Raw genomic sequence first — 15,678 nt, forward strand, 5'->3', positions numbered from 1 at the left:
GCGGCTTCTGGCGGCAGCTGTGGCCGGATGTATGCGAAAAATCGAACACAATGTGCGGTTAGAGGGCGCACGGGCCGAATGTATGCGAAAAACAGCATACAATGTACAGGCTGGAATGTGCGCGGCCTGAATGTATGCGGAAAACAGCATACATTCGGTAGGCTGGGGTGTGCGCGGTGCGAATGTATGTGGAAAACAGCATACAATGGGCAGGTGAGGGTGTGCGAGGCCCGAATGTATGCGAAAAACAGCATACAATGGCCAGGCCGGAGACAGTCCAAGAGGATGACCGCGTGGGCAATAGATGGAGCCCCGCGATCATCCTCTACGTTTGTACCGTCCAAACTACATATACAACTCCGGACGCCGGTCCGCGAAGACCGGAATCTGCCCCCGTACCTCCCGGACCCGGGCAAGGTCAAGCTCGCCGCTGAGGATCTCTTCGCCGGCGGCGGCCTCGCTGACAATCTCGCCCCACGGGTCGATGATCAGGGAATGTCCGGCGAAGGTATTCGCCGGATCAGCGCCCGCCCGGTTACAGGCCACCACGTAGCACTGGTTCTCAATCGCCCGGCTGATCAGCAGCGCGCGCCAATGAGCTAAGCGGGGCAGCGGCCATTCGGCGCTGATGAACAGGATCTCGGCCCCTCCCGCCATATGGACCCGGACCCATTCCGGGAACCGGATGTCGTAGCAGATCAGCCCGGCGCAGGAGATACCGTCCAGCGTGAACAGTCCTTTTGTACCGCCGGGCTGGAGGTAGAGATGCTCCTCCATCAGCTTGAACAGATGAAGCTTGCTATACTCCCCGGTGCACGCCCCGCTGCGGTCAAAGACATACATACTGTTCGTAATGCCGCCGTTCTCCTGCCTGACGGCAATAGAGCCGGCGACGATATTCACGCCGTATTCCCGGGCCAGACCTGACATCAAGGCACCTGTGGTCTGTCCGCCGGGGTCCGCGATCTCACCCAGCCGGGTCAGATCATATCCCGTTGTCCATAGCTCGGGAAGAATAATGCAGTCCGGCCGGCCAGCGGCAGCCTCACGAATTTTGCGCCCGGCGGCAGCATAATTCACCTCCGGTTTGCCAAATGCTATATCGAGCTGAATCAGGGCTATTCTCATACAGCAGCCTCCTCCAAAAATTATTAGTTGACGGGTCAACGAATTGGGTGTAAAGTATGTTTTGTCGAAAAGGTTTTGCACAATTTACTTGCGTTAGGGGGTTAATCTTGAGCAAAGTTCAGCCGGATGAACATAAGATCTTTCAACTGCTGCAGGCCCTGCACAAAGAAATCGGCCCCAAATTCGAGCGCTGTGCCGGCATGACGCCAACCCGCTTCAGGCTGCTGCAAGAGCTGTACCGGACTTCCGAGATCAGTCAGATTGCACTGCAAAAGCTTCTGGAAATCGACGCAGCAGCAGTTACCCGCCACCTGAAGGGACTTGAAGAGAACGGGATGATTGCCCGCCGCAATAATCCATCTGATAACCGGGTGACGCTAGTCTCCCTGACCGGTCAGGGCCGGGATCATATCCATGACTACCGGGAGAGCAAGACCGAGTTCATCAGCGATCTGCTGAACGGATTCAATGAACAGGAGCGCACGGTGCTCGCAGAGATGCTTACCCGGCTGCAGCATAATATCAATGTACTGTAGCTGTAACCTATAATCAAACCCATAAAGGAGCACTTTCACATGAACACTACCAAAAACAATGATTTCACCAGCATTATTACAGGACGCCGCTCGATCCGCAAATATGATCCAGCGGTTAAAATCAGCAAAGAGGAAATGACAGAGATTCTTACAGAGGCTACACTGGCTCCTTCATCCGTGAACATGCAGCCTTGGCGTTTTGTGATCATCGAAAGCCCGGAAGCCAAAGCGAAGCTGGCCCCTATTGCCAAGTTCAACCAGACTCAAGTCGAAACCTCTGCAGCGGTGATTGCCGTATTCGGTGATATGAATAACTTCGATTACGCTGAACAAATCTACGGAACGGCTGTTGAACGCGGACTTATGCCTGCCGAGGTCAAAGAAAGACAGCTTGCCGCCCTCGGCGCCCACTTCGCCAAGCTGCCCGCAGATGTGAATAGAGAGACTGTGATGATTGACGCCGGTCTGGTCTCCATGCAACTGATGCTGTCCGCCCGCGCACACGGGTATGACACTAATCCGATCGGCGGATTCGAAAAGGATCAGATCGCTGAAATGTTTGGTATGGACAAAGAGCGCTACATTCCGGTTATGCTGATCTCGATCGGCAAAGCGCTGGAGGAAGGCTACGCCTCCGTCCGTCTGCCTATCGACACGATTGCTCAGTGGAAATAAATCTATTCTAGGAGGAATAACCCCATGTTAATTATCCATGCCCTGCTTCATGTGAATCCTGCACGGGAGGAAGAGTTCCTGGCCACAGCGAAGACGCTGATTGCCGCCACGCACGAAGAAGAGGGGAACCTGTCCTACGAGCTGTATAAGCATGCAGCAGACGGAAGCCTGTATCTTATGGTTGAGACCTGGCGTGACCAGGCAGCCATTGCCGCTCATAATACAAGCCCGCACTTCACCGCCTTTGCCGCCAAAGCGGGAGAGTTTCTGACTGCACCGCTTGATGTTAAGGTGTATAGTGCTGAGGAATTGAGCAAATAATGGAATTCCGGGATGCTCCGGCAGTCTAATGACTGCTGCGGCATCCTTTTTTTGTTTTGGGGTCCCCGCAAAGCACCTGAGTCATCTTATTTTGAATGACACCATGCCGTTTATAAAACGTACAAGCCGGGTATCTTACCTTACCCTGACTTGACTTGTCATTTGCTGGCGAAGGAAGGCGCGGGAAGAACGAAGGAGATGAAGACAGCATGACTAGTGTACATAACAATCACCGGTTAACCTCAATTTCTGCTGCTGCGGACCAGGACAAACAGCTCCAGCAGGATCTCATAGATTACGTGAATTATCACATTTCGGGCGGCTCCCTGGCTTCGCTTACCGAAGGTGCGGAGGAGGCTGAGCCGGCTTTTGCCCCTCTTTTGCAAAGTGATACCGCGCGCGCTTACCGACAGGAGTGCGGGGGCGTCATAACCGATATGCAGCAGCTCGGGCAGCTGCCGGGTATAAGCCTGGAATGGCTTAATCAGCTCGCGGACACAGTAGCGGGACTCGATTCCGGCAAGCTCAGGGCTCTGGCCCCGCAGACCACCCGGCATAACCGGGTAGAGCCTTATGTGAACGGCCCGCAATGCCTGGACATGCTGCTCGGCGAGATCCGCAAGGCTGAACGTTATATTCATCTGTCTGTCATGCTGTTCTTCAATGACCATTCGGGGAACCTTATCGCGGATGAGCTGCTTCATGCGCTTGAGCGCGGGGTCCAGGTTAGAATCATGGTGAATTATACGGTCACTGCGCTCGGATACGGCCAGAATCTGGAGGTAGGGCAATTCTCCGGCATTGCCGGGCGTCTGGAGCAGGCGGGTGCGAAGCTGCTGGATACCTTCCACTCCTATTACGGTGCGGAGGAATGGGCTGCAAAGCGCAAGGTGCTAAAGTCACAGGGCGTGCCTGAGAGCATCCTTTTTCTGCAGGATAAGGTACAGGAGGATGTGGAAGTGACCGGGCTGAATGTGATCGACCACCGCAAATTCATGATTATAGACGGAATAACTTCTATTATCGGCAGTCTGAATATCGGGGACCAGTATACCTTTGCGACACCTATTCAGGAAGCCCCGGACCAGCAGGTAGATGGACGTCCGCTAGGTATCCCTGCGAAGGAAGAGGAATGGCATGACGGCTGCTTCCGCATTCAGGGGGCTGTGGCCCAGTCGCTGAACGCTGTTTTTCATTCCAGATGGCTGCTGCTCGGGGGAGATCACTTTGACCTTACTTCACCCTTCTATCGTCCTGCTGTGGACTATGCGTTCGGGGAGGAGGAGTGTACACTCTTCGCGAGCTTTCCCGGCAACCCGGTGAATCTGATTCAGCAATATATTCTGGATGTGATCTCCTATGCAGCCGATGAGACCCTTATTGTGAATCCGTATCTAATCGATCAGGCCTTCTGGGACCGGCTGGGTGAAGTGGGGCCGGAGCGTGCCTGCCATCTCGTCATTTGCAATCCGCTGGAGGTTAATGACCATCCGACGAACCGGGCGGCAGTGCGCAGCAACATGTACGTTCCCTTTTGTAACGGCGTAACCTTCTATGATTATAGTGCGACTGAACGCTTCTCCCACTGGAAAATCATCTACGACCACAGAGCGCAGGCGGTATTTCACGGCTCTTATAATATAAATGAACGGAGTGCCTGCCATGATTACGAGCTGGGCCTGCTGGTAAAAGGCAGAGATCTCGCGGAGAAGGTGAAGCGCATGATTGATTATGACCTCAGCGTCTCCCGCAAGATCACAGACAAACACGAGTTCTTCAAGCATCCCTGGCTGCATCCCAGCACCTATCTGAACAAAGCGACGCAGAATTACACCTGATATCCTCTCCGGCGCCGGGTCATGTATAATGGCGTTATACCAATGAACGAAGATGGAGCTAATGAAGATGAACATACACATTCTTGGACAAGGTCCCCGGACCGGGGAAATCAGATTCGCAGCAGGGGAATGGGGAGAAGCCAGAGCCATCTGGTGCGGGCCGCCTGTACAGCCGGGTGAGGAATGGCAGGCAGAATGGGAGCTGCCGGCGCTGTTCATGAGCTGGGTCGATATTGTGCCGGCTCCCGGCGGTGCCTTTGGCCTGAGAACCGAAGGGGACATGGTTATCCTGACGGGCGTGCTGGAAAATATAGAGGAGGACGGCGCGGGCTATCTGCGGATCGGCCGCGACCTGATTATGTTCGAATGCCTGGGCGAACCCATGGCGCTGGGCGGGTTCGTTGAGCTGAGGACCCGTGAAGCGAGGCTGTATCCCGTGAATCTGTAAGGGCCGCAAGGCCCCCGGCTTACGAACGATTTCCTGCCCCGGCATAGCCACCTTCAGCCAAATGCGCTAATATAATATAGATTGAAACAAGTAACAGCATAAGGAGCAGAAGTCTGATGAACAGCGATATTCAACAATTTAAGACGGAATTCTTCAAAGCGCTGGCTCACCCGATGCGGATTCGGATTCTGGAGCTGCTTAGCGAAGGCGAGAAGAATGTGAACGAGCTGCAGGCGATCCTGGGCTCCGAGGGCTCTGCGGTATCCCAGCAGCTGGCCGTTCTCCGGGCCAAAAATGTGGTCACCAGCGTCAAGGAAGGGACCACTGTCATCTATGCCCTCCGTGATCCTCTGATCAAGGAGCTTCTGGCTGTAGCCAGACAGATTTTCGACAATCATCTGGTGAGTACCATCTCCCTGCTTGAAGGCATCCGCAGCGAATAACCCCGGCTTCCGGGGGCGGATTACCCCGTTGACAAGAGCAGCGGGCAGGAGTAATGTGGATATTATATTCAAATAATCAGATATTCAGAGAAAAGAAGGTTATAGGATGACAGGGTGGGGCCGATTCAAAGGCTATAACATTGCTTCGCTGCGCAAGGATATCATTTCAGGGACAATCGTCGGCGTTATTGCCATCCCGCTCGGGATGGCATTTGCTATTGCTTCCGGTGTGAAGCCGGAGTACGGAATTTATACAACCATTGTGGCCGGAATACTGATTTCCTTATTCGGCGGGTCCAGGTTCCAGATTGGCGGACCTACGGGTGCATTCATTCCTATTTTATTCGCCATTGCGATGCAGTACGGGTATGAGAATCTGCTGATTGCCGGAATGATGGCCGGGGTGATTCTTGTCTTGATGGGTGTTCTGCGGCTGGGGGTATTGATTAAGTTCATTCCGAAGCCGGTGACCATTGGTTTTACGGCCGGGATTGCCGTTATTATTTTCAGCGGGCAGATTGCGAACTTTCTTGGCCTGAGGGATATGAAGCGGCATGAGAGCTTTATCGACAATATGAAGGAGATCGGGGCGCATCTCTCCACAATCAATCTGTATAGCATTCTGACTGCGGGGGTATGTCTCGCCGTAGTGGTGCTGGGGTTGCGGTTTGCCCCGAAGGTGCCGGGTTCTCTGATCGGACTGTTGTGTGCCACGGTTATCGCTGCCCTGTTCTTCAGCGGCAAGGTGACGACCATCGGCTCTGCCTATGGAGATATCCCGAATACACTTCCTAGCTTTCACTTCCCGGTCATTACATGGGAGAAAATCAAGCTGCTGATCCGGCCGGCCTTTGTCATTGCGCTGCTGGGGGCCATTGAGTCTCTGCTCTCCGCAGTCGTGGCTGACGGTATGTCGGGCACACGCCATGACAGCAACCGGGAGCTGATCGGCCAGGGGGTCGCCAATATCGCTGCGCCGTTATTCGGCGGGATACCGGCTACGGGTGCGATTGCCAGAACCGCTACCAATATCCGCAGCGGTGCCGCTTCTCCACTATCCGGGATCATTCACGGCGTGGTCGTGTTCCTGATCCTGCTGCTGTTCGCCCCGTACGCCTCCAGCATTCCGCTGGCAGCGATGGCCCCGATTCTGATGGTCGTAGCCTGGAATATGAGTGAACGCAAGGAATTCCTCCACCTGCTGAAGCTGAAGACCGGGGATTCGCTGGTGCTGGCGATTACCTTCCTGCTGACGGTATTCGCCGATCTGACCGTGGCGGTTGAGGTGGGGCTGATTCTGGCTGTTGTCCTCTTCGTGAAGCGTATGGGCGAGGTACACAGAATCTCCAAGGTGCTGCCTGACCCGTCTTCCGTCAAGGTTGAGGCCCATATGGTAACCGAGAGCCACGACTGTCCGCAGATCGGAATCTACAATGTGGAGGGACCGCTGTTCTTCGGAGCCGCTTACCGCTTCGACCACACCATGCCCGAGCTCGGCCCGGATCAGCCTAAGCTTATCCTGCTGCGCATGGGCAAGGTCCCGCTGATGGATACGACAGGCGAGGCCAATCTGGCAGCGCTGGTGAAGGAATTGCAGGCGGCAGGCGGCAGGCTGATGATCTCAGGCATCCAGAGCCAGCCGCTGGAGCTGCTGAAGAGAACAGGTCTATATGACCGGATCGGTGCCTCACAGTTCTATGATCATACCGGGGAAGCGATTAATGATGCGCTGGGCAGCGTGAACCCCAGCCGTTGCCGGGGCTGCGCGCATGCGGCCTTCAGAGAATGCAGCGCCCTCTCGGGGCTGGAGGATTCCTCCTCGCGCAGCGCCACCTTCAAGGGGCGCACTCCGGCGGTGGCCCGCAAGCTGAGCGGCGGGGTATAACCCGCGCGGTGCAGGGCTGACGCGGGTACAAGGCGACCTTGGCTGCCGGTCCGCAGGCAGCAGTTGCAGCTAGGGTAAATCATACACAAGCAGTGTTTCCCTTCGGGGTGGCGCTGCTTTTTTATTTTTGGGGTAAGGGCCAGTAACATTTATAGATAAATCCTGCACAAAATGCAACAATGCTGCCCAATAGAAGCGGCTTATGCTGAAATCCTGCACAAAATGCAACAACTCCGGCGCTAACTTGCTCTAACTACCGGAAATCCTGCAAATTATGCAACATTGCTTCCTAGCCAGTAACATTTATAGATAAATCCTGCATAATGTGCAACATTGCTGTTTCATACAAGCGGCTGGTGAGAGAGAGAAAAGTCTCAGGAGTGGCAGAGTTAGGCGGAGGTGGCGCATAGGCCAGATGTATGTGAAAAACCGAATACAATGCGCAGCGTGAGGGTACTGCCCCCGATATTGGACACTCCCGCCCCATATTTGTACAATTACATCATTGGACTATATCAAGGTAAGGAGATTATCCTTCATGAAAGAACTGAATTACACCAAGGTCTTCATCCTTCTGGCTGCTATGACGGCGGCATCGCTTGCGGTGTACCGCGTAGTTTCGCTGCAGACGGATACGTTCTATGCCTTTCTGATCTGGAATCTGTTTCTGGCCTGGGTGCCGTTCTTCTTCTCCATGGCCGCGCATGAGCTGGATAAGCGGAAGATCGGGGGGCTGCTGATTCTGCCGCTGGGCGTAGCCTGGCTGCTGTTTTTTCCGAATGCGCCTTATATTATGACCGATCTGATCCATCTGACCGTCCGCAAAAGCAAGTATATCGTCGGCGGAACGATCCAGAACCGGTACTGGTATGATCTGACCACCCTCCTCCTGTTCACCTGGAGCGGCTGGCTGACCGGATTCTTCTCCCTGTACCAGTTCCAGCACGTGATATACCGGAAAAGCAACATGCTGCTCTCGTGGGTCTTCGTCCTATTCGCCTGTGTCATGGGCGGCTACGGCGTCTTGCTCGGCCGAGTCTACCGGCTGAACAGCTGGGATGTGCTGACGGACCGCCATCAGCTCTACCGGCTGGTCATGGACAGTCTGAACCGGCAGTCTGTGTTCTTCAGCCTGTTCGTCGCCTTTGTGCTGCTGGTGATCTATGCCACGATGTATTGCCTGCTGAACGGGCTGGGGGGCGGAGACCGCAGGAGTTATTCCGGGGGCCGGAGGAAGATAGGTTAAGCTTCCCCTTCATCGCCGAGGTCAGCCGTAAGCTCCATCTCCAGCTCAAGAGCGGGAACATACTGGTAGCGCTCCAGGTCAACCACGCCCTGTTCATCGAAGACAACGCCCTCGCCGGTTAAGTACAGCTGCTGCAGGGAGGAGGATTCGTCTTCGGTGAGCGAGATCATGCCTTTGGCGTTGATGACCCTGTGCCACGGCAGCTTGTACTTTCTGCTCATGGAGTGCAGAATGCGCACGACCTGCCGTGCTGCCCGGGGGCTTCCGGCCGCCCGGGCAATTCCGCCGTAGGTCATGACGGAGCCTTCCGGAATCGATTGAATGATGAGGATAACTTTTCGCGTGAATGGTGTCATCTTGCGGGCTCCTTTAAATTCTCAGTCTGTAACAATACTGTACTAACCATAACATAAAGCGGCTGCTGCAAGGAGCTTTGGCACTGGTGGAGCAGCAACTGACAATCTCATACGAAGCTTGGCCTAAGCCAGCCCCTCTGTTACAGAGCGGGCTTATTTGCTGTGCCGTTCAAGGGCTAGGCGGCTTCTGCTCTTCCATTCAGCAAATTCTGGCGAATAGGAGTTAGAGAGACGGGGGATAATCAGAGCAATAGATCTCTGACAGGAGTGATAGCGGTGAAGAACAAGCATTCTGCACTGAATAGTGAAGCTGCCGGTACCCTGTCCGCGCATCCTCCGCTAAGCCCTTCGCTGGAGGAGACGGTGGAACGGCTGCGGAAGATTTTCAATAACGACGGGACACTAAGAGTAAGGATCATAGAGAACAGCCAGGGCGCTCCCGTCCGCTGCGGATTAATCTATGTCGATGGAATGGTGGACCGGAATCTGATTCAGACAGGAATCATCAAGCCGGTGCTTGCTTACCAGCCCGCAGAAGAAGAGTACCGGAACCCCAAGGTTCTGATGGAAAGAATCCGCCTGACCGTTATTGATACGCCTGATGTCACGGCCACCGGGGAGCTGGAGGGATTGATCGGAGCGGTCGTCAGCGGGAAGGCGTTGCTGCTCCTGGATGGCTATGCCGGAGGGTTGGTTATCAATGTTCAGGGATGGGATTCCAGAGCGATAGAAGAGCCTACTACAGAAAAAGCAGTGCGCGGCCCCCGTGAGGGGTTCACCGAATCGCTGCTTGTCAATCTGACCCTGATCCGCCGCAGAGTGCAGGACCCGGATCTGAAATTTGAATTCACGCAAATCGGAACACGCAGCAAGACGCAGACCTGTATCTGCTATATGGAGAGCCTGGCCTCTCCTGCCATTATTAAGGAGCTGTATGACAGGCTGGAGAAGGTGGAGCTTGATCTGATTCTGGATACGGGTTATTTGTCCGAGCTGATCCGCGACGAGCCTTATTCTCCGTTTGAAACTGTGGGAAATACCGAGCGGCCGGACACACTGGTAAGCAAAATTCTGGAGGGCCGGGTTGCGGTGCTCATCGAAGGTACCCCTTTTGCGCTGACTGTCCCTTATGTATTCGTAGAGAACTTCCAGGCCAGTGAGGATTATTATATCAATTATTATTTTGCATCGTTTAACCGTGTGCTTCGAGTGATGGGCGCCTTCATGTCGATCAGTATTCCGGCCGGTTATATTGCCCTGGTGACCTATGCCCAGGAGATGGTCCCCACTCTGCTGCTGCTAAGCATTGCGACCGCAAGGCAATCGGTGCCTTTTCCAACCATAGTTGAAGCGCTGCTTATGTTGACCATCTTCGAGGTGCTGCGGGAAGCGGGCGCGCGGATACCGACTTCGATTGGGCAGGCGGTAAGCATTGTCGGAGCGCTGGTACTGGGCCAGGCTGCTGTGGATGCACGGATTGTCAGTGCGCCGATGGTCATCGTGGTGGGCTTGACAGGGATAACGACCCTGCTGAATCCAAGACTGACCGGGCCGCTGATCATGGCCAGACTGCTGCTGCTGGGCACCACCTTTTTCCTCGGCCTCTACGGATATTTCTTCGGTCTGCTCGGTCTGGTCATTCATCTGATGAGTCTGCGCTCCTTCGGGGTCTCTTATATGCTGGGAGTCGGCTCAATCCGCCCGCAGGATATTAAGGATACAACCATCCGTGCCCCCTGGTGGGATATGAATCTGCGGCCGGCGATGATTGGAATGCGCAACCGGAGACGGAAGCCGCCGAAAAGACCGGCGAAGCGGTCATGAGGTCCCTGCGAAGAAGGATCGCCTCTCTGATCTCACTGTTGCTGCTGCTGAGCCTGGGACTCACCGGATGCTGGAATTATGCCGAGGTGGATGATATGGCGATTGTAGCCGGGGTGGCCATTGATAAGGATGAGGATGGGAAGCTGCTGCTTACAGCAGAGATCGTAGATACTGGCGGGGCAGCCGACAAGGCTCAGGCGGGCTATAAAATGGTCAGCCTCAGCGGGAATACGATGTTTGAAATCGTCCGCAATATGATCTCTATGACCGGCAAGAAGCTGTTCTGGAGTCATGCCAAGGCAATAATCATCAGTGAGGAAGCGGCCAGAGAGGGGCTGGTGAAAGTCATTGACTGGTACAGCCGGGACACGGAGACCCGTTCGGATGTGTTCATCTTCATATCAGGAGAGAAGACGGCCCGCGAGGTGCTCAATCTGAACAGTACCACAGAAGCGATTCTGTCTTTTGAATTGGCCCAGATGATGCATGACGAGAAGTATATGAACATCGCTCCGGCTGTGGAGATCTGGGATTTCATTGACAAGCTGGAGACTTCGGGGATTAATGCGACAGCGCCAATCATTCATATTCACCGGAAAAATGGTGAGAGGAGCGAAAGGGTGGCAGGCACCGCCGTATTCGCGAAGGACCGGATGGTGGGCAAACTGAGCGGCGATGAGACGAAGACGATGCTTATGATCAAAAATGTACTGCAGGGAGGGGTGCTGGTTGTGGATGATAAGCGGGGAGATCCGGCGTATTCCCTGGAGATTATCTCCAATCAGACCAAGCTGAAGCACCAAATGGTAGATGGCAGGCTCCAGATGGAGATTCGTACGGTCACCAAGACAGGGCTGGATGAGGTGATGACCACGGAAGGACTACTTAAAGGTGAGACTATTCAGGATATCGAGCAAAGGGCCGCTGAGGAGCTGCAGGCAGATATTCTTGCGTTAGTTCATAAGATGCAGCAGCAATATGACGCTGATATTTTTGGCTTTGGCGAGAGCCTGTATGAGAACCAGCCCAAGCTCTGGGCGGAGGTGGAGGATCACTGGCCTGAGGCCTTTGCCGGTCTTGAAGTGAACGTCAAGTCCAAGGTGACGATACAGAGCAGTGCCAAGACTTCACGGGCTATCAGGCTGGGGGATTAGACATGGTCATCTACGTGGTATTGATCTACGCACTGATAGCTGTAATTGATCCATACGGGCTGCTGAAGAAGAGAATGAAGCGGGATTTCCTGGTCTGTTCTGCCCTGTACCTGATCTCCTTCGTGCTGGCCTTCGCACTCTCGATGCGCTGGGAGATACCCAGTCCGTCCCCGCTGTTTGTGGATTGGATCAAAAGGCTATATTAGAGCGTGACGCTGAAGGAGGAGGAGAGTGTGAGCAAAGAGATTATCCCGGCTGGCCAGTCCATCAGCATCGCTGTATTATTTATCACCGGCGCTTCCCTGTTCCTGGGAACCTCGTCACAGTCCGGCAACAGCAGCTGGATTGCCCAGCTCCTGGCCATTCTGCTGGCGGTTCCCCTCATGCTGATCTATGCGAGACTCCATGTCCTCTTTCCGGGCAAGGATCTGTATGACATGCTGATTGAAGTGTTCGGCTCCGTCCTGGGACGGATGCTCTGTTGTCTGTATATCTGGTATGCTTTACATCTGGGAGCGCTGGTGCTGCGCAATTTCGGGGAGTTCAGCAAGACCGTGGCTTTAACCGCAACTCCGATGCTCGCACCTATGCTTATGATTGGCCTGCTCTGTATCTGGGTGGTCCACGCCGGGATTGAGGTGCTAGGAAGAAGCGCCAAATTCCTGCTGCTCTTCTCGCTGATTGTAATTGTGGTCTTACAACTACTCTCTGTACCCAAGTTTGAATACCATCATCTGAAGCCTTTCCTCCATACCAGATTCGACCTTATTCTTGCAGATACAGCAGGCTCGTTCACCTTCCCTTTTGCCGAGATTGTAGTCTTCCTGGGCGCGTTCAGCGCCATTCCGGCCAAGGGCTCTGCCAAGCGGGTGCTGGTCAGCAGCACTTTGATTGCAGGAGGGATCATTATTATGATTACACTGCGCAATCTGCTGATGCTGGGTCCTGATATTCTGTCCGGTCTGTACTTCCCCTCTTACGTGGCAGTCAGCCGGATTAATATCGGTGATTTCGTTACCCGGATCGAGGGCTCGGCGGCCATTGTGTTTGTTACGGCGCTCTTCGTCAAGGTCAGTCTGTGTCTGTATGTAACCTGTAACGGGGTAGCGAAGGTATTCAAGCTGGGGAGCTACCGGTCTGTAGTGCTGCAGATGGGACTGATCATGATCTATCTGTCGGATTTCATCTATTCCAATATTATGGAAATGGAAGAGTTCGCCTATCACATCTACAAGGTATATGCCCTCCCGTTCGAAGTGGTGATCCCTGTGGTACTGTGGCTTACAGCCGAACTTCTTGCCCGCAGAAGGAGCAGCAGGCACAAGGCTCTTCCAGAGCAGCAGCCGGAAGGTTCATAGAGCAGAGCAGCGTCATCTCTTCAGCCCCGCCCTGCGGGGCTGTCCGGTTTTCAACCTGTGCTGAAGTTAGCTATAATGAGAGATAAGAGAGAATCTCATAGAACAGGTAAGAAAGGCGTGGATTACAGATGAGCGTATCCAGCATTGTAATGTCCTCACATTGGGGCAGAGAGGTCAGACATAAGCTTATTACGCAAGGCTCCAAGGTGCTGGCCGTGGTGTTTCCGGGACAGAATTATTCCGCCGAGCGGCCGCTGCTGGATTATGCAGGCAAGCTGGCCCGGGAATACGGCTGTGACCTGCTGCTGCTCGAATACGGCTATCAGGCTGCCAGAGTAGCCTTCAAGCGCGAAGAGATTGATATTGTTGCCGAGGAATGCAAGATTGCGCTGGCTTCACTTCCCGACTATGAGCAGTTCCTGTTCATCAGTAAGAGTATGGGCACGATCATTGCAGGTAAGGCGGCGTCGGAGCCTGGAATGGGCGAGAAGGTCTCGCATTTGTTCCTTACCCCTGTTCCCGAGAGCCTTCCGTTCATCCGGCAGAGCCGGGGCAGTGTGATTTACGGCGGGAGTGACCCGATGTTCACCGGGCAGCATCCTGCCGAGCTTAGCAGTATGAAGCAGGTAAGGGTCTACAGAATTGACGATGCCAATCACGCGCTGGAAGTGGGTAGCGTCAACGAATCGCTGGCTGTGCTGCTGGTTATTATTAATTTCTATCATGAGTTTTTCCGCGATTCACTATAAAAGGGAGATGAGAGCATGATTACAGAAGCGGCAATGCTGCAGGTGAAGCCGGGACAGACTCATTCCTTCGAGCAGAGCTTCAAGGAGGCCTCCCCGCTGATTGCTTCAATTGACGGGTATTTAGGCCATGAGCTTCAGCACTGTATGGAAGATGAGCACAAGTATCTGCTGATTGTCCGCTGGCGCAGCCTGGAGGATCATACGGTAGGCTTCAGGGAATCGCCCCAGTATCAGGAGTGGAAGGCGCTGCTGCATCATTATTACAGCCCTTTTCCTGTAGTAGAGCATTATACGAAGGTTAGTCTGGATTAGTGGAGAGGGTACGTATATGCAGGGGAAGGTAATCGGTCAAGGCAGAACGGCTGAAGTGATGGAGTATGGGGAAGAGAGAATCCTTAAGCTGTACCGCGAGGATGTTCCGGAAGAGCATGTGGACTTGGAATACCGCATCAGTAAATGGGTCTATGAACAAGGTGTTGCTACTCCGCAGCCCCATGAGCGGGTAGTTGTAGAGGGCAAACAGGGAATTGTATATCAGCAGATCGCCGGTCCTACCCTGCTGCAGCAGATGAACCGGAAGCCTTGGCTGAACTTCAGCGGCTTCAAACAGATGGCCGCCCTGCATTACAGCCTCCATCAGCTTGACGGCATGGGCGAAGCCGGAGCGCAGAAGAAGCGCCTGGAGCAGCAGATTATCGCGGCACCCATGCTTGAGACAGAGGAGAAAACACAGATTCTGTCCCGGCTTGCCCGGCTGCCGGACGGGGAGAAGCTATGTCATGGCGATTTCCACCCGGATAATATCCTGCTGGACGATAAGCTGTGGGTCATTGACTGGATGACCGGCGTCCGCGGCAATCCTGCTGCAGATGTGGCGCGGTCAGTAATCATGTTCAGTATCGGGGCCATGCCTCCGCAGGCTTCCGTGTTCGCTAAGGGGTTCCTGGGGTTCGCCAGAAAACGGCTGACCGCACAATATGTCGGCAGGTATCTGAAGCTGTCAGGCTTGGCACATGAGGAGATCGAAGCGTGGATACTGCCGGTAGCGGCGGCACGGCTCGTAGAAGGCCTTCCGGTTCCCGAGAAGGAGCTGCTGGTCCGCGAGATCCGCAGACGCCTGAGAGCATAGACCTGCCGGTAACAGACTGTATAGGGGAGGCAGACCACAGATGAATACATACATTGCCTTGCTGCGCGGCATCAATGTCGGCGGCAACAAAGTGATCAAAATGCAGGATCTGAAGGCCGCGCTCGGGACACTTCCATTCATGAATGTACGCACTTATATTCAGAGCGGCAATGTTATATTTGAGAGTGAAGCGTTAACCGGCGACGGGCTGGCGGAGATGATTAGCGTGAAGATTCTGGAGACCTTCGGCTTTGAAGTGCCGGTGATCATCCGTTCTCTGGAGGAGCTGGAAGCAGTTATTGCCGGCAATCCGTTCCCGCAGAGTGAACAGGAAGCCTACAAGCGCCTGTACGTCTCTTTCCTGGCAGCGGAGCCAGCCGCTGAAGCGCTGGAGAAGCTCCGCCCCTATGAGGATGGAGCTGATAAGCTGCGGGTGATCGGCAGGGAGCTGTATGCCCTCTATGAAGTGAGTGTAAGCGAGTCGCCGCTGTTCAAGGTGCCGTTCGACAAGCTGCTGGAAACGGCGCTTACCGCGCGCAACTGGAACACCCTGAACAAGGTAGCGGCGCTGGCCCGTAAGCCGTAAAG

18 protein-coding genes are annotated in these 15,678 nt (G+C 54.4%); 16 read left to right on the forward strand and 2 right to left on the reverse strand.

Going from position 1 to position 15,678, the window contains the following annotated elements; translation table 11 throughout:
* Window positions 1-345: 345 nt before the first annotated feature.
* Window positions 346-1,128, reverse strand: a complete 783-nt coding sequence (locus NSS83_RS22640) for a carbon-nitrogen family hydrolase (protein WP_341346516.1) — start codon at window positions 1,126-1,128, stop codon at window positions 346-348.
* A gap of 107 nt (window positions 1,129-1,235) precedes the next feature.
* Here NSS83_RS22640 and NSS83_RS22645 point away from each other — a divergent pair, with 107 nt between their 5' ends.
* From NSS83_RS22645 to NSS83_RS22680, 8 genes are all read left to right on the forward strand, one after another.
* Window positions 1,236-1,664: a MarR family transcriptional regulator gene (locus NSS83_RS22645; protein ID WP_341182756.1), complete on the forward strand. Its 429-nt coding sequence runs from the start codon at window positions 1,236-1,238 to the stop codon at window positions 1,662-1,664.
* Window positions 1,665-1,703: 39 nt separating this feature from the next.
* Entirely contained in the window at window positions 1,704-2,339 is a 636-nt protein-coding gene (locus NSS83_RS22650; RefSeq protein WP_341182755.1) for a nitroreductase family protein, read from the forward strand.
* A gap of 24 nt (window positions 2,340-2,363) precedes the next feature.
* On the forward strand, window positions 2,364-2,660 hold the full coding sequence (locus tag NSS83_RS22655; protein ID WP_341182754.1) for a putative quinol monooxygenase: 297 nt from the start codon (window positions 2,364-2,366) through the stop codon (window positions 2,658-2,660).
* A gap of 209 nt (window positions 2,661-2,869) precedes the next feature.
* Entirely contained in the window at window positions 2,870-4,498 is a 1,629-nt protein-coding gene (locus NSS83_RS22660; RefSeq protein WP_341346517.1) for a phosphatidylserine/phosphatidylglycerophosphate/cardiolipin synthase family protein, read from the forward strand.
* Between the two features lie 67 nt (window positions 4,499-4,565).
* Window positions 4,566-4,946 carry a hypothetical protein gene (locus tag NSS83_RS22665; RefSeq protein ID WP_341346518.1) on the forward strand — a complete coding sequence of 127 codons (381 nt, stop codon included), beginning with the start codon at window positions 4,566-4,568 and terminating at the stop codon, window positions 4,944-4,946.
* 116 nt (window positions 4,947-5,062) lie between these two features.
* Window positions 5,063-5,389, forward strand: a complete 327-nt coding sequence (locus NSS83_RS22670) for a metalloregulator ArsR/SmtB family transcription factor (RefSeq protein WP_036700195.1) — start codon at window positions 5,063-5,065, stop codon at window positions 5,387-5,389.
* Between the two features lie 106 nt (window positions 5,390-5,495).
* Window positions 5,496-7,274, forward strand: a complete 1,779-nt coding sequence (locus NSS83_RS22675) for a SulP family inorganic anion transporter (protein ID WP_341346519.1) — start codon at window positions 5,496-5,498, stop codon at window positions 7,272-7,274.
* A 538-nt stretch (window positions 7,275-7,812) separates the two neighbouring features.
* Window positions 7,813-8,520: a DUF1361 domain-containing protein gene (locus NSS83_RS22680; RefSeq protein ID WP_341346520.1), complete on the forward strand. Its 708-nt coding sequence runs from the start codon at window positions 7,813-7,815 to the stop codon at window positions 8,518-8,520.
* Here the strand turns inward: NSS83_RS22680 and NSS83_RS22685 are convergent.
* Entirely contained in the window at window positions 8,517-8,876 is a 360-nt protein-coding gene (locus tag NSS83_RS22685; RefSeq protein WP_341346521.1) for an MGMT family protein, read from the reverse strand. The two genes, NSS83_RS22680 and NSS83_RS22685, sit on opposite strands and share 4 nt — an antisense overlap.
* 276 nt (window positions 8,877-9,152) lie before the next feature.
* Between NSS83_RS22685 and NSS83_RS22690 the strand changes: the two genes are divergently transcribed.
* From NSS83_RS22690 to NSS83_RS22725, 8 genes are all read left to right on the forward strand, one after another.
* Entirely contained in the window at window positions 9,153-10,700 is a 1,548-nt protein-coding gene (locus NSS83_RS22690) for a spore germination protein (protein ID WP_341346522.1), read from the forward strand.
* Complete coding sequence (locus tag NSS83_RS22695; RefSeq protein ID WP_341346523.1) at window positions 10,697-11,854, forward strand: Ger(x)C family spore germination protein; 1,158 nt, start codon at window positions 10,697-10,699, stop codon at window positions 11,852-11,854. Before NSS83_RS22690 ends, NSS83_RS22695 begins: the two co-directional genes overlap by 4 nt.
* A 2-nt stretch (window positions 11,855-11,856) precedes the next feature.
* A complete protein-coding gene (locus NSS83_RS22700; protein WP_341346524.1) occupies window positions 11,857-12,060 on the forward strand; it encodes a hypothetical protein in 204 nt (67 codons plus the stop codon).
* Between the two features lie 27 nt (window positions 12,061-12,087).
* Entirely contained in the window at window positions 12,088-13,212 is a 1,125-nt protein-coding gene (locus NSS83_RS22705) for an endospore germination permease (protein ID WP_341346525.1), read from the forward strand.
* 128 nt (window positions 13,213-13,340) lie between these two features.
* Window positions 13,341-13,961, forward strand: a complete 621-nt coding sequence (locus NSS83_RS22710; RefSeq protein WP_341346526.1) for a hypothetical protein — start codon at window positions 13,341-13,343, stop codon at window positions 13,959-13,961.
* A 15-nt stretch (window positions 13,962-13,976) separates the two neighbouring features.
* Window positions 13,977-14,273, forward strand: coding sequence for an antibiotic biosynthesis monooxygenase (locus NSS83_RS22715; protein ID WP_341182747.1), 297 nt, complete (start codon window positions 13,977-13,979; stop codon window positions 14,271-14,273).
* A 16-nt stretch (window positions 14,274-14,289) separates the two neighbouring features.
* Window positions 14,290-15,090 carry an aminoglycoside phosphotransferase family protein gene (locus tag NSS83_RS22720; protein ID WP_341182746.1) on the forward strand — a complete coding sequence of 267 codons (801 nt, stop codon included), beginning with the start codon at window positions 14,290-14,292 and terminating at the stop codon, window positions 15,088-15,090.
* A 40-nt stretch (window positions 15,091-15,130) separates the two neighbouring features.
* Complete coding sequence (locus NSS83_RS22725) at window positions 15,131-15,676, forward strand: DUF1697 domain-containing protein (RefSeq protein ID WP_341346527.1); 546 nt, start codon at window positions 15,131-15,133, stop codon at window positions 15,674-15,676.
* Window positions 15,677-15,678 lie beyond the last annotated feature (2 nt).

This window comes from Paenibacillus sp. FSL H3-0469 (assembly GCF_038051945.1).
Lineage (GTDB): Bacteria > Bacillota > Bacilli > Paenibacillales > Paenibacillaceae > Paenibacillus_AQ.